Source organism: Anaerolineales bacterium (genome assembly GCA_025808555.1).
GTDB lineage: Bacteria > Chloroflexota > Anaerolineae > Anaerolineales > UBA11579 > JAMCZK01.
In genome coordinates, this window is the sequence record CP075526.1 from 305,303 (window position 1) to 328,912 (window position 23,610).

Here is a 23,610-nt window from a genome sequence, read left to right on the forward strand (position 1 = left end):
TTCTTTTTTTATTCGTGAAACAGCCACTTTTCCATTACAAGGGCATCTTCGCCGCCGGCATAGTACTTGGGCCATACATCCACGCGGTGGTAGCCGCGCTTCTCGTACAGCGAGATGGCGGCTTCGTTGCTCATGCGGGTGGAGAGGCGCATGCGCGGCACATCCACGCCGGCCTCGGCCTCGGCCATCAGGGCAGCGCCGATGCCCTGGCCGCGCCGCTCAGGGTGCACCGCCACCGTGGCGATCCAGGCAACGTTCTGGCGTCGGCGCACATCCACGGCGATGAAACCCACCAGCTCTTCGCGTTCACCATCCACCGCTTTCCAGCGCAGCATGTTGGGCAGGCTGAGCACGCCGATCATCTCGATCAGCGGCCAGGCATCCAGCGGGAAGCTGAGCTGCTCCAGATCACGTATGGCGCTGATGTCGCGCAGCCCGGCAGGCAGCAGGCGAAAAGAGGCGCGGGGCAAGGTGCTTGGCATGGCGACGCCTATTTCTTCTGGTTGCGAATTTCGGTGGAGGACAGGTCAAGCCGGAATTCATCTTCGGTCAGGGCAATGAACAGGTCTTGAATGCCGGCCGGCATGGCCAGATCGGTCATAGTGGAGTAGCGACCATCCACTTTGCGCCCGGCCACCAGGAAGCTGCAGCCCTGGGCGCGGATGAAGTCGAAGGCCTCCAGCATGGCCGCCTCGCCGTTGGTGTACTTGGGGTCGATCAGACGGCGAGCGGTGTCATAGCCGACAACGAACACGCTGTTGGGATACAGCGCGGCCTTATCCCGGAACAGCGGAGCACGGCTGAGCAAGAGGCGCTGCCCCTGCAAGCGCGGCTGTTCCAGCCGCGCTTGCATTTCTTCCATACGCAGGCTGGGCTTCTCGACATTGTCCAGCGAGAGCTCGAAGGCGAACTGGCGGCTGAGCTTGCGCTGGGCGGTCTGCGCCAGCAGCAAGTGCCCCTCGTGGATGGGGTTGAATGAGCCGGAAAGGATCGCCCCACTGAACGACACGTCTTGCACATAGGCGGCCGGCGGGTAGACCAGCACATTGCCCGCCTCGCCGGCCACCAGGGCGTCCAGCGCCTGGCTGGCGGGCTGCTGCTCTTCATGCAGCGCTTCGCCGTCGGCCAGCGGTAGCGGCAGCCGCGGCTGCCCAGCGGCATCCAGCAAGGCATTCAGGATCAGCGTGCTCACCAGCTGCTCTTCGCCTTCGCGTTGGCGCAGCCCCTTTTGAATACTGAGGTGATAGGTGCGCACATACTGGGCGGTGTGAGTGGCCACCACGGCGCTGTGCTCGCCGCGCTTGGCGTAGTTGGTGGCGATGGATGCAGTGCAGCCCAGGCCCACGGCGGGCGCAGGCTGCGGCTGGGCGGCCAGCGCCCGGGTGTAGGCGGTGGCCGCCAGGGCCCGGGCCGTGTTGGGGCTCACAAACTTCTGCGGCCAAAAGCCTATATAGTCTTGCAATGATTTGGAGGCATAAGGCACCACTGCTTCAAGCACATAGGCAGAGGCACCGCCTACGCCCAGCAGCCACTGCACGGCCAGCGAGCCGGCCCCGGTAACCGCCAGGGCGGCCTGGCCGCCGCTGGCGAACAATGTCTCAATTGCTTTTTCTGAAGGGGAAGCCATTTTGGGCCACATTATAGTCCTGCCGCATATAAGATGCTTGCGGCGGCGAAGCCCCGCGTATGGCACCATAGTTGCATCTCAAAACCACGGCAAAAGGCGGCTCACCAAGCTTTCATGCGGCTTAAAAGCCCAAATGCTATAATCGGCACTTGTTGTGAAAAACTATGAAAAAACCACTCTTTAAACGACTTGCTGAGAGCTTCGGCTCATTAAGCGGCCTGCAAAAGGGCCTGGCGGTAGCTTTCATCCTCGCCACGCTGGTTACGGCGAGCGCCGCCTTCAACCTGGTGCGCCAGTTCATCGTCAGTACTACCTCTTTCAGTCTGCCCGGCCTGGCCTTACTGCAAAACGATTCGGGTGAGGCGGAGGCCGGCCCTCCCGCCGTGGCCCAGAACCTCGGCCCCTCGTTGGAAGAATGGGACGGCACGTCGCGGGTCAATATCCTGCTGATGGGTCTGGATGCGCGTGACTGGGCTTCGGGTGACGGCCCGCCCCGCACGGACTCCATGATCCTGTTCACATACGACCCTGTATCCGGCACGGCGGGCATGCTCTCGATCCCGCGTGACATGTGGGTGGACGTGCCTGGCTTTGGTCACCAGAAGATCAACGCAGCTTACCAGCTGGGCGAAGGTTCGCGCCTGCCTGGCGGCGGCCCTGGCCTGGCGATCAAGACCGTCGAGCAATTTCTGGGCATCAAGATCAACTACTATGGCCAGATCGACTTCAGCGCCTTTGAACGCTTTGTGGATCTGATCGGCGGCGTCAAGGTTGACGTTCAGGACAGCCTGGACGTGCAACTGATCGGCGAAGAACTGCCACGCCATATTGAAGAAGGCCGCCAGGTGCTCAACGGAGCGTATGCATTGGCCTATGCGCGTGCCCGCCACAGCGAAGATGGCGACTTTGACCGCGCCCGCCGCCAGCAGGAGATCATTCTGGCGATCCGCACGCAGTTGATGCGCGAAGAAGTGCGCAACCTGCTGATCACCCGCGGCTTCCAGATCTATCAGGACCTCTCCAGCGGCGTGAACACCAACATGACCATTGATGAAATGTTCGCCCTGGGCTGGACCCTGCGCAACGTTGACCCCAGCAACATCAAACAAGCCGTCATCTCCCCGCCGGACTATGTGACCCTCGGCACCTCGCCAGACGGCTTATCGATCCTCAAACCGATCACCGAGAACATCCGCACGCTGCGCGACAATCTGTTCAACACCTCCACCGTTCGCAGCGTGGTCGCCATCAACAGCAGCTCGCAGGCCAATATGCAGGCTGAGGCTGCCGCGGTGGTGATCAACAACGGCTCCGGCCAAAGCGGCCTGGCTGACACCACCCGCGCTTATCTGCAGGCGCAGGGTTTCAACATCGTCAGCACCGGAAACGCCAACCAGGTGGGTGCCACCACCCTGATCGACTATACGGGCAACCCGTACACCCTGCAGTTCCTTGTGGAACTGATGGGCGTGAACCCCAGCCACATCTTCAGCCGCTATGATCCCAACAGCCAGGTGGATGTTGAAGTCATCGTAGGCCCGGACTGGACGCCCCCAACGCAATAGCCAAAAGGCGGCGTGCGCACCAATCGGTAATAAGCCACCAGTATCTGTTCCCGGCTTGTGAATACTCACGGCAAGTTCCTGCTGTCTGGAGCGCTATGCGCCGCCTTTTTTGCACACGCAACCGCGCACCATCCCGCTTGGCATAGAGTGTGCTAGACTTTTTCTCAACCTATGCTTACCCCACTCGGTAACGAAGATATCTTTCGCCGTTCCATGAACCAGGGCCACTCGGCTGCCTGGGAAGGCCGCTGGCAGGAGGCCGTGGAGCACTATGCCCGCGCCCTGCAGGAATTCCCCGACAACCCGCCCTGCCTCAACAGCCTGGCGCTGGCGCATTACGAGCTGGGCAACCTGGAGCAAGCGCTGGAGTACTATCGCCGAGCCTCACGCCTGGCGCCCGAGGACCCACTGCCCATCGAAAAGATGGCCGACATCTTCAAGACCACCGGCCGCAAGGATGAAGCCATCCAGTTCTCCATGCGCGCCGCCGAGTTGTATCTGAGCCTGCGCGATGCCGACAAGGCCATCAACAACTGGACCCGCGTCGTGCGCTTGGAGCCTGAGAACATCGACGCCCATAGCCGCCTGGCGCTGGTGTACGAGCGTCTGGGGCGCACGCCGCAAGCCATCACCGAATACATCGCCATGGCCGCCTTGCAACAGCACGCCGGCCAGATCGAAGACGCCCGCGCCTCCGGCGAGCACGCCCTGCGCCTGAACCCCAAGAGCAAGGACGCACAGGAAGCGGTGGCCATGCTCAAGGCGTTCAAGACGCTGCCCAAGCCGCTGCGCATGGGCGCCGCCACCGGCCCGCTGCGGCTGCCCGCCGGCCCCGGGGCGCGGCCGGCCGCCTTCCAGTCTGCCTTGCACGCCTTTGAAGAAGGCCCCGACCCGATCGAAGAGGCGAGCCAGCGTTCATTGCAAGCGCTGGCTGCCATGTTGTTTGACCTGACCCCGCAGGACACCGACAAGCGCAAGGGCGGCGGCGGTCTGCAAAATCTGGCCCGTTCGCTGGCACGCGGCTTTGATGAGCGCGCCATCGTGCGCCATCTTTCCAAAGCCATCGAGCACGAAACCCGCAAGCACGACAAGGAAACCGCCGATGAACTGAAGCAGGCGATCGACGCGGGGCTTGACCATGCAGCCGCCCATTTCAACCTGGGCATGCTGCTCGAGAAGCTGGGCCGCTCCGAGAGCGCCCAGCGCAGCTTCCAGCGCGCCGTAGAGCACGCGGACTATACGCTGGCCAGCCGCCTGCTGATCGCAGACTATCTGCGCGAGCAAGGCAAGACCCACGACGCAGTGTTGGAATACTTGCAGGCGCTGGCGCTGGCTGACAGCGCCGTGGTGGGCGAAGACAAGGCCCCCGCGCTGCAGGCCGCCTATCAGGCCTTGCTGCAAAGAACCGCCGCCAGCGACGATGCCAAGGCCACCCAACTGCTGGCGGAGAACATTCGCTATTTATTGATGCGCCCCAACTGGCGCATTGGCGTCAACGAGGCGCGCGGCCAGCTGCCCATCCGCCCGGGCAATTCCACGCCCGTGCCGGTGGCCGAGATCCTGACGCATGCCAACAGCGCCCGCCTGGTGGATGCACTGGGGCGCATCAACCAGATCTCGCGCCAGGGCCATTCGCGCGCCGCCATGGAAGAGGCGTATGGCGCGCTGGAGTTCTCGCCCAGCTACCTGCCCCTGCATGTGCACATGGCCGAGTTGCTGCTGCTCAGTGACCGGCCGCAGCAGGCCACCGAAAAGCTGGCCATTGTGGCGCGGGTGTATTCCTCACGCGGCGACAAAGAGCGTGCTACGCAGACCTACCAGCGGATTGTCTCAGTCTCCCCGCTGGATGTGGATGCGCGCCTGCGCCTGATCGAGCAGCTGGCCGCCAACGGCCAGCTGCAGCAGGCCGCCAGCCAGAACCTGGAGCTGGCGGATGTGTATTACCGCCTGGCCCAGCTGGACAAAGCGCGCGACACCTACGAGAAAGCCCTGCGCCTGGCGCAGGGCGCCGAGGTGGACGCGGCCTGGAACGTGCAGGTGCTGCACCAGATGGCCGATATTGACTTGCAACGCCTCGACTGGCGTAAGGGCTTGCTGGTCTATGAGCAGATCCGCAGCCTGGCGCCGGATGACGAGACCGCCCGCCTGAACCTGGTGCAGCTCAACTTGCGCCTGGGCCAGGAAGGCAAAGCCAACGGCGAACTGGAGAACTACCTCTCGTATCTCAACAGCCGCGGCCGTGATGAAGAGGCTGGTACCTTTTTGGCTACGCTGGTGGACGATAATCCGCGCTTCATCCTTGGCCATCGCCGTCTTGCGGAGCATTACCAGCAGATGGGCAAGCGCGGCGATGCGATCAAGGCCTGGAACACGGTGGGCCAGCTGTTAGTTGAAGCCGGCGACCGTGAGGGAGCCAAGGTTGCCGTGCGCGCCATCCTGGCGCTCAACCCGCCCAACCCTGAGCGTTATCAACAGTTCCTGCAGCGGCTGAGCAAGTAATCACCCCATCCGCCTTTTTTGTCATTCCGAACGAGGCCGAAGGCCGAGGAGGAATCCTTTAGGCCAAGCAAATCGGCTTATTGATGCCCTAAAGGATTCCTCACCACTCGCTACGCTCGGGTTCGGAATGACAACATGGCTAGCATTCGCTCGACCTTCGTAGGGCGCAGCATGCCTCCGTGTGCATCCAACCACACCGTGTCATTCTGACCGGGTTTTACACATCTACACCAGATCGCCGAACCCAGGCCAGGGAAGAATCCTTGCTGGCAAGTCTTCTGTACTAGGTTGAGTTATCCATTCGCGCAATGAGGATCCCTCGCTACGCTCGGGATGCACAATCAGCAGTCTCGGTATCTATAGCCCAAACACCGCCGGCAGCTCCGCCACGGACGGCAGGATCAGATCCGCGCCGGCCAGGCGCAGCTCGTCCTCCTCGCCGAAACCTGACAGCACGCCGATGGCCTGCGCCCCGGCCCGCTTGGCGGCGAGCACGTCCACTGTCGTATCGCCCACCATCACGCACTCGGCCGCCTGCACGCCGTAATGCGTGCAAGCGTGCAACACCGGCTCGGCGGCGGGCTTGGTGCGCCGCGTGCTGAGCCCGTGCACCACCAGCGGGATGTGCGCTGCGAGCCCGCTGGCCTGCAGGAAAGCGTGCGTGGCGCTGGCGCCGCGCACAGTGATGACCGCCAGCGGGTAACGGGCCGCCAACGCCTCCACTGCGGCGGGGATGCCTGCGATCAGATGCGGGTCCAGCAAACGCGGTGGGCGGCGGGCGGCCGCCGCTTCCATCAGACGGCCGATCGGCCCATCCAGGCCCAGCGCATCCAGCAGGCCTAGCGCATCGTTGCCGGGCTTCTCCAGCCGCATCACCATCCTGCGCGCCAGCCGGTTCGCCCGCTCGCTGCCCAGCGGTCGCAGGCCGCGCGCAAACAGGCTGGCATAGTGGTCATCCGTATCGCGCAGGGTGCCATCCACATCCAAAAAGATGGCTTTGACCGTGGCGGAATTAAAGGTTTCGTTCGTCAATCTTCCTCTGTTCTGATTTCAAAACGCGCCTTGCATGAATGCATTAAACTTGGCGCATGACATCAAAACACATTCTAATCCTCGGCGATGCCGTGCTGATTCTGGCTTTCATGCTGGTGGGCCTGCGCTTTCACGAAAGTGATTCGACCCGCCTACTGCCCAATCTGATCCCGTTCGGTCTGGCCTGGGCGCTGGCTGGCTACTACCTCAACCAGTGGGCCCTGCCCACCTGGCGCAGCATCCTCACCGTGCTGCCGGCCATGTTGCTGGCCGCGCCGCTCGGCGCGGTGCTGCGGGCCGCCTGGCTGGGCGGGGTAGCCCTGCCGCTGTTCACCGCCATCACCGCCGCCGGCCTAGCCGCGGTGCTGATGGCTTGGCGAGCGGTCTACCTGCTGGTCTTTGCCAAAAGGAAATCTTGAACGAAGAGCAATGGATAAGGGACGCCCAAGCCGGCGACCTTGACGCGTTCAACCGCCTGGTGATCAGTTACCAGGGCCTGGCCTACAACGTGGCCTATCGCCTGCTGGGAGATGACGCCGGCGCGCAGGACGCCACGCAAGACGCGTTCATTTCCGCCTATCGCAATCTGCACAGCTACAAGGGTGGCTCGTTCAAAGCCTGGCTGCTGCGCATCGTCACCAACGGCAGCTACGATGAGCTGCGCCGCCAAAAACGCCGCCCACAGCTGCCCCTGGAACCGGATCCGCAGGACGGCGAAGACGCGCCCGACCCGGCCTGGCTGGCCGACCCCGGCGAAAGCCCAGCCGAGCTGGCTGAGCGCGTGGAACTCAACGCCGCCATCCAGCGTTGCCTGAACCAACTCGATGAAGAATTCCGTACCGCTGTGGTGCTGGTGGATGTGCAGGGTATGGACTACGCCGAAGTGGCTGAGATCGTCAAGCGGCCGCTCGGCACAGTGAAGAGCCGCTTGGCGCGTGCCCGCATGCGCATGCAGGAATGCCTGCAAGGCTTTGCGGAACTATTGCCCGATAAATTTCGTCTTACAGGCAAAGGCACGCCATGAAAGCCGCCATTTCCCCTCAAGACTTTGAGAAGCTGTCTGCCCACCTGGACGGCCAGCTAGCGCCTGCGCAAGCACAGGCGCTCTTGGCGCGCCTGGGTGCAGAGCCGCAGCTGGCTGCGGCTCTGGCAAGCCTGACGAACCTACGCACGCTGCTGCGCCGTGCGCCGCAGCGCCGCGTGCCGCGCAGCTTCATGCTCACCCCGCAAATGGCCGGGCAAACCCAGCGCGGCATACTGGGAGCATGGTCTGGTTTCAACTTCGCCAGTGCCGTCGCCGCGCTGACGCTCATCTTCGTGCTGGTGACCGACTTCTCGGTCAACGGTCTGCCCACCCCGCTCGCAGCGCGCAGCGCCGAGCCGGTGCTGATGATGGCCGAGGCGCCGCAAGCCGAGAGCTACGCGGCTGGCGGCGAGGCTGGCAACGGCCCGGCCAACGAAGCCGCCGACAGCGCCGAAACGCTGATGCTGGAGAGCATGCCTGCCGATGAAGGCGGCCTGGCCGACCAGCCGCCCAGCATGAAAGAAGAAGCGCCTGCCACGCTGACGGGTTGGGTTGCCTACAACGCGCCGGTGTTGGAGGCGCTGCTAGCCTCACTGGCTGTGATCGCCGGCCTGCTGGCCTGGCATCACCGCCGCCGCTAATACAAAAAAGACGGGCCAATGGCCCGTCTTTTTGATTCCTGCTGAGCGCCCCACTATAATCTCCACATGCCTGACGCACTCAGTGGCTCTGTTGAATACATCACCTACTACAACGACGAGAACGGCTACAGCGTCTTGCGCATCAAGCCGGATGAAAACGCGCTCAGCCAGGATAGCGATGGCACGGTCACCGTCATCGGCTATCTGCCCGAGCTGGCGATCGGCGAGCATCTGGAGATGGAAGGCGAGTGGGTCAAGCACCCGCGCCACGGCATCCAGTTCCAGGCGCAGAAGCTGCAGCAAACCCTGCCCACCACGGTGGAGGGCATCCGACGCTATCTGAGCTCCGGGCTGCTCAAAGGCGTTGGCCCCACCATCGCCGGGCGCATTGTGGACCATTTCGGCGCGCAGACCATCGAGATCATCGACAAGCAGCCGGAGCGCCTGCGCGAGGTGGCCGACATCGGCCCCAAACGCCAGAAGCAGATCCTCTCCGCCTGGGATGCGCAGCGCCAGGTGCGGGATGTGATGGTGTTCCTGAGCAGCCATGGCGTCAGCGCCAACCTGGCCACCAAGATCCACAAAGAGTACGGCAACCGCGCGATGGAGGTGGTCAAGAAAGATCCCTACCGCCTGGCGCGTGATCTGCAGGGCGTCGGTTTCCTCACCGCAGACCGCATCGCCAAGTCGTTCGGACTGCCCGCCGACCACCCCGCCCGCATGGAAGCTGGCTTGCTCTACACCCTGGCGGAGTTCACCGGCGAGGGCCACGTCTACGCGCCGCGCCCGCAACTGCAGGCGCGCGCCACGGAGCTGCTGGGCACTGCCCCGCGTCCCGTCAGCGAAGCCATAGACCGCCTGGCCGTCCGCCAGGACGTGGTGCTGGAAGGCGAAGCCGTCTACCCGCCGGAAATGCACACCGCCGAAGTGGGTCTGGCCGAGCTGCTGCAGGCGTTGGCCAACGCACCCAATAGTGCCACCGCGGATATGCCGCTGGCGCGGGACCCGCAAGCGCTGAGCGACCTGACCCAACTAGATGCGCTGCAGCGCGAGGCGGTGCTGACCGCCCTGCGCCAGCCGGTCAGCATCCTGACCGGTGGCCCAGGCACCGGCAAGACCACCACGATGAAGACGCTCATCGGGGCGCTGGAGCTGGCCGGCAAGCGCTACGCGCTGGCCGCCCCCACTGGGCGCGCCGCCAAGCGGCTTTCGCAAACCAGCAGCCAGCCCGCCAGCACCATCCACCGCCTGATCGGCTATACGCCGGGCGAAGGCCCCAAGTACAACGAAGACGAGCCGCTCGCTATTGACCTGATCGTGATCGACGAAGCCTCGATGCTGGATCTGCAGCTCACCTATACGCTGCTCAAGGCGATCAAGCCCGGCACGCACCTGCTGCTGGTGGGCGATGTGGACCAGCTGCCCTCGGTGGGCGCCGGCGATGTTCTGCGTGACCTGATCGCCAGCGCCCAGTACCCGGTCACCCGCTTGCAGACGATCTACCGCCAGGGCGAGAACTCCAACATTGTCAGCAACGCCCATGCCATGAACCGCGGCGAGCTGCCGCAGACCAGCAAGGATGCGGAGGGTGACTTTTTCATTGACGCCACCGACAATGCCAAGGAAGCCAACGAGAAGATCGTAGCGCTGGTGAGCCAGCGCATTCCGAGCCGCTTCAAGCTCGACCCGCAGCACATCCAGGTGCTTTCGCCGATGTACCGCGGTGAGGCGGGTGTGGCGGCGCTCAACGAGGCGCTGCAAAAGGCGCTCAACCCGCCCAGCGCGCTCAAGCCGGAGCGCAGGCTGCACGGCCAACTGCTGCGTGTGGGCGACCGCCTGATGCAGATCCGCAACAATTACGACAAGACCGTCTTCAACGGTGACATTGGACGGTTGGTGGAGATTGCCAACGAAGAGCAAACCCTGACCGTGGACTTTGAGGGCCGCCGCGTAAGCTATGAGTGGAGCGAGGCCGACGAGCTGACCCTGGCCTATGCCATCACCGTCCACAAAGCCCAAGGTTCCGAGTTTCATTGCGTGGTGATGCCCGTGCTCAGCCAGCACTACATCATGCTGCAGCGCAATCTCCTGTATACCGGGGTCACGCGTGCCCAATCGCTATGTGTGCTGGTGGGCAGCCGCAAAGCGATCGGCATGGCGGTCAACAACAACAAGGTCGCCCAACGCTGGACAGGGCTGGCGCGGCGCTTAACAGGCGCTGGGCTACAATCATCCCCGCAATGAAGCCGCGCACCTTCTATCACTTGCTTGCCCTTATCGCCGTGCTGGGTGGGCTGGCGGTGTACTTTGCAACCAGCCAGTTCGGCCCCGGCCTCTCCACAGATGGCGCTCGCTATCTCTCCACCGCCGAAAGCCTGGCGGCGGGCCGCGGCACATTGGACTATCTGGGCGAGCCGCTGGTCAACTGGCCGCCGCTCTACCCCGCCATCATCGCCGTGCTGCACCGGCTGACCGGCGCAGACGTGATGGGGATCGCCCAACTCATCAACATCCTCACCTTCCCGGCCATCATTGCCATCAGCGGCGTGTTCTTTACCCGCGCTCTGCCCGGACGCTACATTTTTGCGCTGTTCGCCACCCTGGTCGTCGCCAGCAGCCGCGCTCTCATAGAAGTCTCGGCCAATGTTGCCTCAGACCCGCTGTTCATGCTGTGCGTGCTGCTGTGGCTACTGGCGGCCCAGCGCTATGCAGCGACACGCAGCCCGCGCAGCTTCTGGCACATGGCGTTGTTGGCCGCGGCAGCTTGTTTCCTGCGCTACGCCGGCTCCTCACTGGTCATCGCCGGCGGGCTAATGGTGCTGTGGGTCTGGCGCGACGAATGGCGCCAGGCAGTGCTGCGTGCCGCCGCCTACGGAGCGCTGTCCGCCGGGCCGATCGGGCTGTGGGCCGTGTTCCACAACTATCGCCTGACCGGCATCCTGCTCGGCACCCACCAGCCCTCGTATCCGCCCGGCCTGTTCGTTGCCGCGGTTGAGAAGGTAGCCAGCTGGTTCGTGCCCGAGCGCATTCTGCTCAGCGTGCCGCCGCTGGCGCTGCTGGGCGTGTTGCTGCTTGCGCTGGCGCTGCGCAGCACGCGCCGGCGCTGGGCTGCCTGGCTGCAACGCAGCCTGGCTGCCCCCCTGCTGCCCGCTATTGCGTTCACGCTTGTGTACGGCGCCATGCTGGTCTTCACGATCAGCTACTCGGAGCACCGCGTCCACGGCAGCCAGCGCCTGCACGCCGTGCTGCTGCCCTGTCTGCTGGTGTTGGGCTATACGCTATACCAAGAGTTTGGCGTTCGGCTGCAACGCGCCTGGCGCGGCCTGGCGCTGGCGGCCGCGGCGCTGGGGCTGATCTTCCCGCTCTATCGCACAGTGGAGTATGTGCGCAGCTCCCACGCCGAGGGCGATGTGAGCTACTACAACCTGTACAACACACGCGCCCTGCGCCAGTCCGACTTCGCCGCCCATCTCAGCCAGTTCCCCTTCCAACCGGAGGATAAGGTCTACAGCAACAACGAGGGGGCGGCATGGTTCTTGCTGCGCCGCCGCATTTACCGCCTGCCGCGCTACGACGGCGAGACCCAGGCCAGCCTACAAGCTGCCCTGGCCGATTTTGAGGGCTGGCCCGCGCCGGATGACACGGCCTGGCTGGTGTGGTTCAGCGATGCCTTGGATTACAAACGAGACGTACCCACTCCGCAGCAGATGCGGGAGCATATTCCCGCCAGCACGATGCGCGTGCTGAGCAACTACGGTAGTGGGTACGGCGAGATCTACGTTTTGGATGTGGAATAGCCGGCGCTACGCGGCCAGGTCTTCATTCTCCTGCGGTTCCTCAGCCACAAACTGGCGCCAGTCGCCGTGTACGCCTTCTTCGGTGACGCCGAAGTAGAAGCGCAAGCCGCCATCCACCCGTTGCACAAAGTCATAGCGATCCTGCTGGCGCTGCACATAATGCTTCAGCAGCCCAAAATCGCCGCGCCACTCCACTTTCAGATCGGCTTCGGTCTTGGAGAGGCCGGCATATTCCGTGATGGCATAGTGCCACAGCTTGCGGGCTGATTTCTGGGTGACGTTGTTGACCACCATGTTATTGCGCAGATCGCGCACAATGTAATAGGCCACGCCATTGCGCTGCTCTTCGCTCACCACTTCCACGCCGGTGCGCGGGGCATGCTCAGCGCGGGCGGGCAGCTCGGCCTTGGGCGCCTCGGCGGCGGCCTGGGCGTCTGCGGCCGCTTGCGGTTTGCTGCCGCGGCCGTTCTGGCTACCAGCCGCCTGGCCGCCCCTACCTCTCCCCCGGCGGCCTTCCTTGCCGGGCTTGGCGGCCGGCTCCTCCACGCGCGGGGCGATGCCGGCCACCAGGCGCACGATCTCGTCACGCACCGCCAGGCCGGTCTCGGCCTCGGCGCGCAGGTAGATCTGGTTGTCGTCCACCGCATAGGGCGGGTCATCGCCGCGCGGCACAATGGCGCGCAGCACGCTCTTACCTTCGCTCTGCAGACTGTCCACCGCGCAGGCCAGCGGTGGGCTGATGCGCTTTGCGATCTCCTGCTCCAGCTGGCGGATGGCCTGGCTGGCGTTGCGCACGCCGACCACCGGCTTGGCTTCGGCACTCAGGCCTACGAAAAGCGTGCCGCCGTTGGTGTTGGCGAAGGCGCACACATCTGCAATGATGCTGTTGAGATTGTTGCGCCCGCTCATGCTCTCATGGAATTCCTGCACGATGTTGCTGCCCTGCTCGCGGGCCGAGCGCACAAAGTCGAAGTGGGCGCCCTCGGCCTGCTTTTTGCTCTGGGCCGGTCGGGTGCGGGCAAAGTCGTTGCTTTCGAACAGCGCCTTCAACGCTTCAAAGGTGGGCGCAGGCAGCAGCACTTCCGTGATGCGGCCGCCGATGCCCAGGTTGTTGTGACGCTTGGGGTCATTGTCCATGCGGTGAGCATCTGAGCCTTGAATGGTGTGCATGCGGCGCGGATACTCCGGCTTGATGCCGCTGAAAAAGGCCGCAGTGGAATGGCGGCCGCGCTTGTCCAGGTCTGTCACTTCAAGAGCATGCAGATGCGGGTCCTGCGTATAGGCGATCTTGGTCTGCCCGCCAAAATTGAAGCCGCGCATGGCCACGCCGTTGGTAGAGTTGGCGTGCGCGGCGATGACGATGCCGCCCCCCTCGTGGATGGCTTGGTAGGCGGTTAGCACATCTGCCGAGGCGCCCACCGTAACCGATCCGGCCTCCAGCTGGTTCGAGGGAACGTTCAAGTCGAGCAGGATGTGCTCGATCTCGCGCAGCGGCTTCTTGGGGTCGAACAGCGCCAGCACATGAAAGCCAAAGGTGGCGGTGAATTCGAAGCCTGGCAGCACGAGGATCTTGGCGCGCAGGCGTTCGTATTCCTTCAAGCGCTCCTCTTCCTCAGGCAGAATGCGCTTGAGGTTGCGCAGCATGCGCAACTGCTCGATCTCTTCTTCCATGCGGCGGTAGCCGCTAGCAGTGTTGTGGTCGGCAAAGCCGATGATGTCCAGCCCGCGCTGCTCTGCCTTGCGCAGAATATCCAAATAGCTGACGCTGGGTTCCTGATAGTCGCTGGAGGAGGGGGTATGCAGATGCAGGTCCATTGCGTACCACTTCTTGCCACCTGTGCGGTTCTTATTCTGTCTCACTGTGTCTCCGTAATAAATGTGGCAGCGCCGCTATGCTTGCAGGCGGCGCGCCAATAAATTCACCAGTTCATCTGGCATATAGGGTTTTTGCAAAAAGTCGTGCGCGCCCCGCTGCAGCGCCTCCTGGCGGTAGTCAATGCCGGAGGTCAGCAGCACGTAAACATCCTCAAAGCCCGGCTGGGCGCGCAACGCTTCCACCAGCTCGATGCCGTTGGCGCCGCGCAGATTCACATCCGCCACGATGGCGTCAGCCGGGTTGGTGCGCAGCTCCTCGGCCAGCCGCCCAAAATCGGTCAGGCGATTGACCTTGTAGCCTTCAATGCTTAATAGATCGTGCACCAGTTGGTACAAGATCTCTTCGTCTTCCAGCACCAGGATGGTCTTGGCCATGGCTATCGCACCGCGCGCTTGCTGCGCGCCTTGGGTTTGTGCCCGTTCTTGGAAGCCGCGACGGGCTTGGCCGTCTTGCGGGCTGCCTTTTTGGCTGGTTTGCTGGCTGTTGCCTTGGCCGCAGGCTTGGCGGCCTTCTTGGCGACCAGGGCATACTCCAGCACTTCGTCCATCGTCTTGACGAACTTGAAGTCAAGCCTGGTGCGCACCTCCTTGGGCAACTCGTCGAGGTCCACCTCATTGCGGGCGGGCAGGATGATGGTTTTGAGTCCGGCACGGTGGGCGGCCAGCACCTTCTCCTTGATGCCGCCCACGGGCATCACCTGGCCGCGCAGGGTGATCTCGCCGGTCATGCCCACATGGGCCTTGATCGGCCGCCCGGTGAGCAGCGAGACCAGCGCGGTCACCATGGTGACGCCGGCCGAAGGACCGTCCTTGGGCTGGGCGCCGGCGGGCACGTGCAGATGCAGGTCGGTGCTCTGGAAGAAGTCCGGCTCGATGCCCAGGTGCTTGGCGCGTGAGCGCACATACGAGAGCGCAGCGCGGGCCGACTCTTGCATCACGTCGCCCAACTGGCCGGAGAGCTGGAAGCCTTTGCCGCCGGGCATGCGCGTGGCCTCGATGAACAGCACATCGCCGCCGGTCGGCGTCCACGACAGGCCGGTCACCACGCCGGGCAGCGAGGTGCGGCTGGCGATCTCCTCCATACGGTAGAAGCGCTGCGGGCCGAGGTGCTCGCGCACCAGCTCGGTCGTCACCTGGATCGGCGTTTTGCTGGTGCCTTCTGCGATGCGGGTGACCAGCTTGCGGCACACCGCGCCGATCTGGCGCTCCAGGTTGCGCACGCCGGATTCGCGCGTGTAGGCGCGGATGATCTGGCGAATGGCATCGTTGCTGAACTTGACCTCGTTCTTGCGCAGTCCGTTCTCACGCAGCTGGCGCGGGATCAAATAATCCTTGGCGATCTCCAGCTTGTCGCCCTCGGTGTAGCTGCTCAGGCGAATGATCTCCATGCGGTCACGCAGCGGGCCGGGGATCGTGTCTAGCGAGTTGGCGGTGGTGATGAACATCACCTGCGAAAGGTCCAGCGCCACTTCAATATAGTGATCGCGGAACTCGCTGTTCTGCTCGGGGTCCAGCACTTCCAGCAGGGCCGAAGCCGGATCGCCGCGGAAGTCGTTGCCCAGCTTGTCCACCTCGTCAAGCATGAAGATGGGGTTGCGCGTGCCGCTGCGGCGCAGGCCCTGCACGATGCGGCCGGGCAGCGCGCCGATGTAGGTGCGGCGGTGGCCGCGGATCTCAGCCTCGTCGCGCACGCCGCCCAGCGAGATGCGCACGAACTCGCGCTGCAAGGCGCGGGCGATCGAGCGCCCCAGCGAGGTCTTGCCCACGCCCGGGGGGCCGACAAAGCACAGGATCACGCCTTCGCGCTCCCGGCGGATCTGGTAATCGTCCTTGGCTCGCTTGCTGAACTCGGCGCTGCGCTCTGAGCGCAGCTTGCGCACCGCCAAAAATTCCAGAATGCGGTCTTTGACATCCTTGAGGCCATAGTGGTCCTGGTCAAGCACCTTGCGGGCGTGCTTGATATCCAGATTGTCCACCGTGGTCTTGGCCCACGGGATGGCGATCAACCAATCCAGGTAACTGCGAATGACGCCATACTCCGCCGAGGCGGTGTTGAGCTTGGACAAGCGGTCCAGCTCACGGCGGGCCTGTTTATCGGCCTCGTCAGGCATCTTGGCTTCGTCAATCTTCTTGCGCAGCTCTTCCACTTCGGCGGCCACTTCGTCGGTCTCGCCCAGCTCACGCTGGATGGCCTTGAGCTGCTCGCGCAGGAAGTAATCACGCTGCATGCCCTCGATCTCAGAGCGCGCTTCGTTTTGAATGCGCTGCCCCACTTCCAGCACTTCGATCTCATGGGTCAGGAACTCAACCAGCTTGTGCAGCTTATCGCGCAGAGAGTCGAGCTCCAGCAGGTCTTGCGATTGGGCCAATTCCATTCGCTGGAAGTTAGCCACCAGGTACGTGGTCTGCAGCGGGTTCTCAAGGTCCATAATGCTGGAGACCAATTCCTGCGGGATGGTGCCGAGCAGTTCGGCGATGCGCTGGAACTGGTTGCGGGCGCTGCGCGCCAAGGCCTCCACCTCCAGGCCCTCTTCCTCAAACTCGGGCGCCAGCTCGATCTTGGCTTTAAGGTACGGTTCGGTGGCGGTGAACTCGCCCAGGCGGAAGCGCGCCAGGCCCTGCACCAGCAGGCGAATCGTGCCATCCGGGGCGCGGAACAAACGGTGCACCGAGGCCACCGTGCCCACCGAGTACAGATCCTCCGGGCCGGGGTTCTCTTTATCCGGGTCCTTGGAGGCCACCAGGCCAACCAGGCGGCTGCCGGAAACGGAGTCATCCACCAGGCGGATGGAGCGCGGCTGGCCGATGGTGAGCGGCACGCCGGTTTGCGGGTACACCACCAGGCCGCGCAGCGGCAGGATGGGCAGCTCGCCCGGTATCTCGGGTAGGCCTTCATCACCGTCGGCATCCGGGCGCGCACTCTTAGCGCGTTTGCCGCGCGCGATCTTGGTGATAGTGGGCTTGAAGATCAGCTCATGCAATGCATGGCTGTCCTCGGCCTCCATCCAATCCCACATATCAGAAAGTTCATCAAACCAGGAGCGAGCCATTAGGATGCTCTCACTTTCGGTAACGTCACAGTTAAAAATCCATCTTGATATACAGCCTGAATGCCGTCGGTGTTGACTTCACCGGGCAGCTGCAGCCCGCTGAGGAATTCGCCAAAGCGCACTTCCATTTGATAATAGGCCGCCTGCTCGTTGAGCGGTTCCACCGGCTGCTGGCGCAGGCCGTACACCGCCATCTCGCGCCCCTCAATGGCAATGTTGAGCTCGGCTTCCTGCATGCCGGCCACCTCCACGCGCACCAGGTAGGCCTGCTCGGTCTCGAGCAGGTCCGTGGGCGGCCGCCACAGGTGCGGCCGGGCCGCCCACTGGCGTGAGATCGCCGTCAGCCGGAATCGCACCTCCTGGGGATTACCCCAGGCGGAGCGAGCGGTTAACTTGTCTATTTCGGTTTCGTGCATGTATTGCGATGGGACGCGTTCCCTAGGGGAACGGCACCGCACGCTGCGGCCTGGCCGCCTGTAACTAAGAAGCCAGGGCGGCCTTGGCGGCTTCCAGCACGGCAGCATAGTCCGGTTGGTCACCCAGGGCCTTCATGTAATCAGCGTAGGTCACTTTGCCTTTGCGGTCAACAACAAACACGGCGCGGCGCAGGATACGGCGGTCCTTGATCAAGGCACCGTAAGACTGGCCAAAATTGGTGTCGTACGCGTCAGAATACGTTGTCACGCGTTCCACACCGCTGGCGGCGCACCAGTTGCTGAGTGTATACGGCAGGTCCGTGCTAACGGTAACAATTGCAATATCAGGGTTCAGCGAGGCGGCTTCTTCATTAAAGCGCTTGGCTTCCGCATCACACACGCTGGTGTTCAGCGAGGGTACGGCAGCAATAACACGCACTTTGCCTTCGGTGGCTTTCAGTACATCCACCACTGTCCAATCCTTGGCGCGCAGAGTGAATTCAGGCGCCTGCTGGCCCACTTCAATATCGGGGCCTACAATGGTGACATCCTGCCCTGCCAGTTGCAATAAACCGTTGCGTTCCATCATTCTCCTATCTAAATAGATCAGGTCTTCTCAATATGCAATATAGACGACGACCTGTGCCCATATTTTACCCTTCAAAGGCCGCGTTCCCTGCCGGCGCAACCACCAGGGCTGGAGTGTAGAATTGATCCGTTATGCGTACATTACGCTGGTGGCAACATGCCCTTTTGGCGGCGCTCCTTACGCCAGCGCTTTTTGCCATCTTCACGGTCTACCAGTTCAGCCTGCCCGACCCTGAAGCGTTCAGCCCCCAGGTATTCTTCGTAGCCGCTGTCCTGCTGCTGGCTGGAGCCGTGCGCATGGGCCGCCACCCCCTGCGCTGGGTCTATTGGCTTATCGTCGCAATGTGCCTTCTCATCTTTCTGGACGAGATCGCCTACGGCGTTGAACTGCTGGACTTCCAGCCCATTTACATTGAACGCTACAACTTCTATATACGCGATCTGCACAGCTCCATCGGCTTCCTCCGCGGCGTGCTGGACGAATGGCTGCCCGATGCCGGCTGGAACCCGGCCCTGTTCGCCACGCTGATGCGCATCAGCGGTGTTGTGGCCCTTGGCCTGCTGGCCATGTGGGCGCTGGCCCGCCACAGGCTACAGGCGGCCGGCGAGCCTGCCTGGCAGGCGCGCATTCTGCGCCTCACCCTGTGGGCCAGCCTGCTGACCAGCCTGGCCACCCTAAGCTTCATGCTCTGGCTGCCCGGAGACCCCAAGAACGCGCTCGTGCTCGGCCTCTCACCCACCCGTCTGGCTATGGTGGCGGGCTTGACCGCCGCAGCGGCCCTGCCCGCTTGGCTGCTGCGGCTGCCGCAGCGTTGGCCGGCCCTGCAGGCGCGCATCAACGCCTGGTTAGGCCGCCGCGCCCTGCGGGTGGCCGCCAGCCTGCTGCTGGCGGCCGTGGCGCTGGCCGCGCTTTGGTATCAGCTCAACGCCAGCTTCACGTTCCTGCCAGACGATCTGGTGCGCCTGGAGCGCGTGATGCCCGTGGTGATATGGGCCATGGCGCAAGCAGCTTGGCTGTGGCTGGCCGTGCAGATCTGGAGCGGCCGCCTGCGCACGCCTGCCATCATCATGCTGCGAGATGTGCTGCAAGCCTTCGGCCAGCACCCCACGTTCATTTATGTGGCAGCCGCCCTGCTGGTGATCTTTGTCGCCCAATTGATCGACCAGAATTATTTGCCGCTGGACGATATGCTCTATACGCCCAACTATCGTATTCAGCATTGGGCGGGCTGGACCGAGGAAACGTTGGAGATGATCGGCGCGTTCTTGTTTGCCATTGCCGCCTTTGTCATGCCCGGCAAACCTGCCGGACAAAAAAGCCGCCGCTAATGCGGCGGCTTTTTATATAGCCACTAGTCTTTCAGCTTGATGCGCGGCCGCTTGCCAAACGGCTTGCGGCGCGGTTGCGCCCGGCCGCCCGCCTTCGGGTTACTCGCACTGGCGCCTTGTCGCATGCCGCCCACGATCAGCGGCAACGCTACCAGCAGCGCCAGGCCGCCCACAATGGCCGCAAACAGCGGCCAGGCAGCAGGCTGTTCGACCTCAGGCACCAGACCACCGGGGTTGTATCGAGCTTCGCTCGATTCGCCGTTGGCTGCGCCAACGGCATCCGCTCCAAGGCTGACGCTCAGCGAGCGGTTGACGCCGTCACGCAGCGTAGCGGGCGAGATGTAGCTGAGCTGGTATTCACTCTGCAGGGCGTACGAGTATGCAGCGTACAAGCGCGTCAGGCTTTCTTCATCCTCCGCATAACCATACTGCCCGCCAGACTGCGCCGCCAGGTCTTGCAGGCCGGGCTCGTCAATGCCGCTCATGCGGTCGCCGCCCGGTGTGCCCAGGCCCACGGTGGAGATGGACGCGCCTTCATCCTGCACCCGCGCCACCACATCCGGTGCATTCCATTGGCTGGAGTTATCCAGACCGTCGGTCAACACAATGATGGCTTTGCGCCCCTGCACGCCTTCCAGTCCATCCAGCGCGGTCATCAAGGCGTTGAACATGGCGGTGTCATCATCGCCCTGCAGGCTGTCAATGGCGCTGTGCAGCGCAGCCTGGTCAGAGGTCAGCCCCTGCACGGTGCGCACCTGGGTGTTGAATGAGATCAAGCCGGTCTGGTCTTGCGGACGCATGCGCTCCACAAACTGGTGCGCGGCCGCCTTGGCCGAGTCCAGCTTGCCGTCAGGGTTCATGCTGCCGGATACATCCATCACCAGCATAGTGGTCAGGGCTTCTACTTCACCAAAACCCTCGATCTGGTCCAGCGCGATGGGCTGGCCGTTCTCCATAATGACGAAGCGGCTCGGGTCCACCGGATACGGGTTGCCGTCCGCATCCGTCACCGAGACAAAGAAGGTGACCCGCGGGAACTGCGAAGTATCCACCTGGGTGATGCGCACCTGCACGCTCTCCTCCTGCGCCAGCGGCGCGAAGGCCAGGCCGGACAGCAGGTTGAGCGCCAGAATGATGCCAAGCGTTAAACGAGTGAGTGTCTGCATGCTTACCTCTTCTCGTGATAGACAAGTTGAGTATTGCCAACCCGAATGGCCTGTTCATCCAGCAGGCGGGCTTGCTCCACCTTGCGCCCGTTGATGAAAGTGCCCTTCTGGCTCATGTCACGAATATTCATATGGGTGTCGCCGCCGCTCAGCATGGCGTGCTGCGGGTCAATGTCCGGGTCGGGCAGCACGATGTCTGCCTTGAGGGCGCTGCTGCCCACATAGGCGGTTGGCCCGTTGGCATGGATGAACTTATCTAGCACGAATTCCGTGCCTTTGAGCTTGCCGCTGACCACTTCCAGCCAGGCCCGCGAGAGCAGCAGCACCACCAGCGCAATCAGCGCGCCGATGGCCGCGCCCAGCAAGCCCAGGCCGATGGCTTTGCCGATGAGCGCATCGGCAAAGCGCTCACGCGCCAGCTCCAGCAAGGCGCCGCCGATGGCGCCGCCTAGCAACCCGCCCAAGGCGGGCTTCCACATCTGAGCGCCGCTGCTGAAGCCCAGCCCGGCGCCAATGAAGCCGCCGAACACAGCCCAGCCCAGCGCCCGCGTCCAGCTCTCGCCGCCCAATACCTGGAAGGCGGCTTCGGCCAGCGGCAGGCCAATCGCACCGCCCACCAGGCCGAATAGGCCATTGGTGAGGCCGGCGCGCACGGCATAGCCAGGGCTGCGCAGGGCGGCGCCCTCGCTCATGCCGATCAGCGCGCCGATGCAAAAGCCGATCAGCCCGCCCACCACCACTTCGCTGAGATAAACATTCTGGGTGAACGAGAGGCCCAGCACATTGCTGGCCTGCCAGCCGATCAACCCGCCAATTGCCCCCAGCAGGGTGTAGTAATACAAGCGTGTCATCCGGTTCATTGCTTATTCTCCGTTTTTGGGGGCTCTTGCTCAGGCAGAGCCTGAGCTGGATGTTCAGGCTTCGCCTGAATATCCGATTGCGGTTTGACCGCGGGCTTCGCCTGAGCGTCAGTTTGCGGTTTCACCGCTGCTGGCTTCGCCTCGGCTTGCGGCTTCGTCACCTTGGCTTTGGCGCTAACCGTCTTGACTCCTACCGGCCGCGTATCCGTGATCTCTGCGCGGCTGGGCTCAGCCTTAGGGCTGGCCGGCGGCTGCGTTGCAGATGCAGCCGGTTTTGGCCGCGGCACGGCCCGCAAGTTGGTCCAGTCCACTACGCTCTCCATGCTGCTGGAGTGCAGCTCATAAAAGCCGCTGTAACGACGCGGCGAAAGCTCGCCATCCTTGCGTACAAATAAACCTGCCTGGCGTGTATGCGGCTCCACTACCAAGGCCACCTGCCACGCCTGCGGAAAAAAGTGATCGTGCAGCCAGGTGTCGTAGCCTGAAAGAAAGATGCCCATACGCGGGTGGGTGTGATACCAACCCACCACGCACTTGTTCTCGTATTGCTCCTCAAGGGCCGAAAGCATCGCCACCTGGCTGTCATGCGTGAAGGTGAGGAAGGTGCTACCCGAGCGCACTTGCTGCGCCGGCAGCAGCGCCTCCACCACCACGAACTCGGTGCCCGCGCGCCCATCCCGGCACCAGCGCCCAGCCAGCCAGCCGCCCACTTCGTTGTCCATATCGCTGGCGGCGTGCAGCGCGATGGTCTTGATCACGCTCTGCGTGAAGAAGACCGGCAGCGCCGGCTGGGCCGCATCCTCGCCCGCCGCCAGCCAGCGCTGAGCGCGACTTAACGGCAGGCGGGCGCGGCGCGGGGCGCCTAGCGGGCTTTGGAGTCCGCCGGGCTTATTGGGAGTGGAGGTGGATGTGCTCATGGCGTTGGCCTTGCGCTGTCCGGGTGGCCATGTTGCGAATGCAACATGACCACCCGACAGCAGCATTTACCCGGCGGTGACGTCAGCCGTGATCATTAGGCGGTCGTCGGCGGGCACACCAGCCGCTTCCAGGGTCTCGTCCTCTTTCAGCTCGCGGCCCAGGGCCTTGCTGTCCAGGCGGTAGCCCATCGGGCGGCCGTCAGGGCCGGTGGTAGGCAGCTCCAACGTGGTGGCCAGCTCCGGGATGAGTTCCTTCACTTCCACATCATTGGGCACCTCGGCGGTGCGGCTGCCCCCAGACGGCAGAACTACGGTTACAGGAATGTCAGGCATGTCTTAATCTCCTTTTGCAAATATGCGAATTTGGATTCACTTCAGTTTGATGCGTGGCTTCTGCTTGGCGGGCGCAGCTTTCTTCAGATGCACACGCTCGGGGCGCAGCAGCTCACGCGTATCCACAGGGAAAAATTTGGGATTCTTTTTACGGTAGGCCCGGCTCCAGCGCGCCGCTTCCGCGTCCCACGGGAACGGTGGCTTGGTGGGGTCATCGTGAAAATTCTTGTACTGCACCATCTCACCGATCATCAGCACCAGGCGGTCCAGCGAACGGCTGGCCGTCCACCAGGCCGCGTCCACACACACCGTGCCGTTCAGGTGGTTGATGTTGGGGTGCCACACCGGCGTCAGCCACTTCATGCCCGGCCAGCGCTGCGGATATTGGTTGTGCAGATAGATCTCGACCTGGTGCTTGTCGCCCAGCATGGGCTCGCCCTTGTGATTGACCGCGATGACGCCCTTGCACTTGTAGGTGACGATGTAGGTCTCGGGCGGCATTTTGGGATTGGCCGAGATCGCCTTGAACTCGATCAAGTCGCTCTGCGCGGCCAGCTCCTGCATGCGCTGCAAATCAGCCTTCAGGCGGCGCATGCGCGGGCTTTCGCCCAGCTTGACCGCGCCGGCGGTGATGTCGGCGGTGAGGATCAGACGGTCTTCCGCCGGCACCTCAGCGGACGCCAGCGTTTCGGTCTCCTTCAGCTCGCGGCCCAGGGCCTTGCTGTCCAGGCGGTAGCCCATCGGGCGGCCATCCGGCCCCACTGTGGGCAGGCCCAATAGCGAAATCAGCTCGACCACCAGTTCACGCACGGGGGCGTCATCGGGCAGCTCGGCTTTGCGGGCGCCGCCGTTGGGCAGGATGATGGTCACTTCAATGTCAGCCATACAATG

At 63.4% G+C, this 23,610-nt stretch carries 21 protein-coding genes; 8 read left to right on the forward strand and 13 right to left on the reverse strand.

Translation table 11 applies throughout. The features are described 5' to 3' along the window. Window positions 1–8 precede the first annotated feature (8 nt). Both KIT08_01830 and KIT08_01835 read right to left on the reverse strand, forming a co-directional pair. Window positions 9–482, reverse strand: a complete 474-nt coding sequence (locus KIT08_01830) for a GNAT family N-acetyltransferase (protein UYN89989.1) — start codon at window positions 480–482, stop codon at window positions 9–11. 8 nt (window positions 483–490) lie between these two features. Beyond that, the gene (locus KIT08_01835) at window positions 491–1,627 is read right to left on the reverse strand and encodes a hypothetical protein (protein UYN89990.1); all 1,137 of its coding nucleotides are present in this window, start codon (window positions 1,625–1,627) and stop codon (window positions 491–493) included. A gap of 164 nt (window positions 1,628–1,791) precedes the next feature. On the opposite strand from KIT08_01835, the gene KIT08_01840 reads away from it, so the two are divergent. Both KIT08_01840 and KIT08_01845 read left to right on the forward strand, forming a co-directional pair. After that, complete coding sequence (locus tag KIT08_01840) at window positions 1,792–3,192, forward strand: LCP family protein (GenBank protein UYN89991.1); 1,401 nt, start codon at window positions 1,792–1,794, stop codon at window positions 3,190–3,192. A gap of 171 nt (window positions 3,193–3,363) precedes the next feature. Further along, window positions 3,364–5,691 (forward strand): tetratricopeptide repeat protein, encoded by a 2,328-nt coding sequence (locus tag KIT08_01845; protein UYN89992.1) that lies wholly within the window; start codon window positions 3,364–3,366, stop codon window positions 5,689–5,691. Between the two features lie 357 nt (window positions 5,692–6,048). Here the strand turns inward: KIT08_01845 and KIT08_01850 are convergent, their stop codons facing one another. Continuing rightward, complete coding sequence (locus KIT08_01850) at window positions 6,049–6,723, reverse strand: HAD family hydrolase (GenBank protein UYN89993.1); 675 nt, start codon at window positions 6,721–6,723, stop codon at window positions 6,049–6,051. A 56-nt stretch (window positions 6,724–6,779) separates the two neighbouring features. Here KIT08_01850 and KIT08_01855 point away from each other — a divergent pair, with 56 nt between their 5' ends. From KIT08_01855 to KIT08_01875, 5 genes are all read left to right on the forward strand, one after another. Then, a complete protein-coding gene (locus KIT08_01855; protein UYN89994.1) occupies window positions 6,780–7,142 on the forward strand; it encodes a DUF3054 domain-containing protein in 363 nt (120 codons plus the stop codon). After that, a complete protein-coding gene (locus tag KIT08_01860; protein ID UYN89995.1) occupies window positions 7,139–7,747 on the forward strand; it encodes a sigma-70 family RNA polymerase sigma factor in 609 nt (202 codons plus the stop codon). Before KIT08_01855 ends, KIT08_01860 begins: the two co-directional genes overlap by 4 nt. After that, window positions 7,744–8,388: a hypothetical protein gene (locus KIT08_01865; protein UYN89996.1), complete on the forward strand. Its 645-nt coding sequence runs from the start codon at window positions 7,744–7,746 to the stop codon at window positions 8,386–8,388. Before KIT08_01860 ends, KIT08_01865 begins: the two co-directional genes overlap by 4 nt. 66 nt (window positions 8,389–8,454) lie before the next feature. Further along, entirely contained in the window at window positions 8,455–10,632 is a 2,178-nt protein-coding gene (locus KIT08_01870; GenBank protein ID UYN89997.1) for an ATP-dependent RecD-like DNA helicase, read from the forward strand. Next, window positions 10,629–12,185, forward strand: a complete 1,557-nt coding sequence (locus KIT08_01875) for a glycosyltransferase family 39 protein (GenBank protein ID UYN89998.1) — start codon at window positions 10,629–10,631, stop codon at window positions 12,183–12,185. Before KIT08_01870 ends, KIT08_01875 begins: the two co-directional genes overlap by 4 nt. Before the next feature lie 6 nt (window positions 12,186–12,191). Here KIT08_01875 and KIT08_01880 read toward each other — a convergent pair whose 3' ends face one another. The 5 genes from KIT08_01880 to tpx form a co-directional block, all read right to left on the reverse strand. Next, a complete protein-coding gene (locus KIT08_01880; protein ID UYN89999.1) occupies window positions 12,192–14,045 on the reverse strand; it encodes a putative DNA binding domain-containing protein in 1,854 nt (617 codons plus the stop codon). Between the two features lie 30 nt (window positions 14,046–14,075). Beyond that, on the reverse strand, window positions 14,076–14,435 hold the full coding sequence (locus tag KIT08_01885) for a response regulator (GenBank protein UYN90000.1): 360 nt from the start codon (window positions 14,433–14,435) through the stop codon (window positions 14,076–14,078). A 2-nt stretch (window positions 14,436–14,437) separates the two neighbouring features. Continuing rightward, on the reverse strand, window positions 14,438–17,065 hold the full coding sequence (lon, locus tag KIT08_01890) for an endopeptidase La (GenBank protein ID UYN90772.1): 2,628 nt from the start codon (window positions 17,063–17,065) through the stop codon (window positions 14,438–14,440). 44 nt (window positions 17,066–17,109) lie between these two features. Beyond that, on the reverse strand, window positions 17,110–17,526 hold the full coding sequence (locus KIT08_01895; protein ID UYN90001.1) for an Hsp20/alpha crystallin family protein: 417 nt from the start codon (window positions 17,524–17,526) through the stop codon (window positions 17,110–17,112). A gap of 64 nt (window positions 17,527–17,590) precedes the next feature. After that, window positions 17,591–18,115: a thiol peroxidase gene (tpx, locus tag KIT08_01900; GenBank protein UYN90002.1), complete on the reverse strand. Its 525-nt coding sequence runs from the start codon at window positions 18,113–18,115 to the stop codon at window positions 17,591–17,593. A gap of 131 nt (window positions 18,116–18,246) precedes the next feature. Between tpx and KIT08_01905 the strand changes: the two genes are divergently transcribed. After that, window positions 18,247–19,443 (forward strand): hypothetical protein, encoded by a 1,197-nt coding sequence (locus KIT08_01905; protein ID UYN90003.1) that lies wholly within the window; start codon window positions 18,247–18,249, stop codon window positions 19,441–19,443. A 23-nt stretch (window positions 19,444–19,466) separates the two neighbouring features. On the opposite strand, the gene KIT08_01910 is transcribed toward KIT08_01905, so the two are convergent. From KIT08_01910 to KIT08_01930, 5 genes are all read right to left on the reverse strand, one after another. Further along, entirely contained in the window at window positions 19,467–20,609 is a 1,143-nt protein-coding gene (locus tag KIT08_01910) for a VWA domain-containing protein (protein ID UYN90004.1), read from the reverse strand. A 2-nt stretch (window positions 20,610–20,611) separates the two neighbouring features. Then, on the reverse strand, window positions 20,612–21,469 hold the full coding sequence (locus tag KIT08_01915) for an FHA domain-containing protein (protein UYN90005.1): 858 nt from the start codon (window positions 21,467–21,469) through the stop codon (window positions 20,612–20,614). Then, window positions 21,466–22,386: a Mov34/MPN/PAD-1 family protein gene (locus KIT08_01920; GenBank protein UYN90006.1), complete on the reverse strand. Its 921-nt coding sequence runs from the start codon at window positions 22,384–22,386 to the stop codon at window positions 21,466–21,468. Before KIT08_01920 ends, KIT08_01915 begins: the two co-directional genes overlap by 4 nt. A gap of 66 nt (window positions 22,387–22,452) precedes the next feature. Then, window positions 22,453–22,719 (reverse strand): EsaB/YukD family protein, encoded by a 267-nt coding sequence (locus KIT08_01925; protein ID UYN90007.1) that lies wholly within the window; start codon window positions 22,717–22,719, stop codon window positions 22,453–22,455. A 36-nt stretch (window positions 22,720–22,755) separates the two neighbouring features. Beyond that, complete coding sequence (locus tag KIT08_01930) at window positions 22,756–23,604, reverse strand: hypothetical protein (protein UYN90008.1); 849 nt, start codon at window positions 23,602–23,604, stop codon at window positions 22,756–22,758. Between the last annotated feature and the right edge of the window lie 6 nt (window positions 23,605–23,610).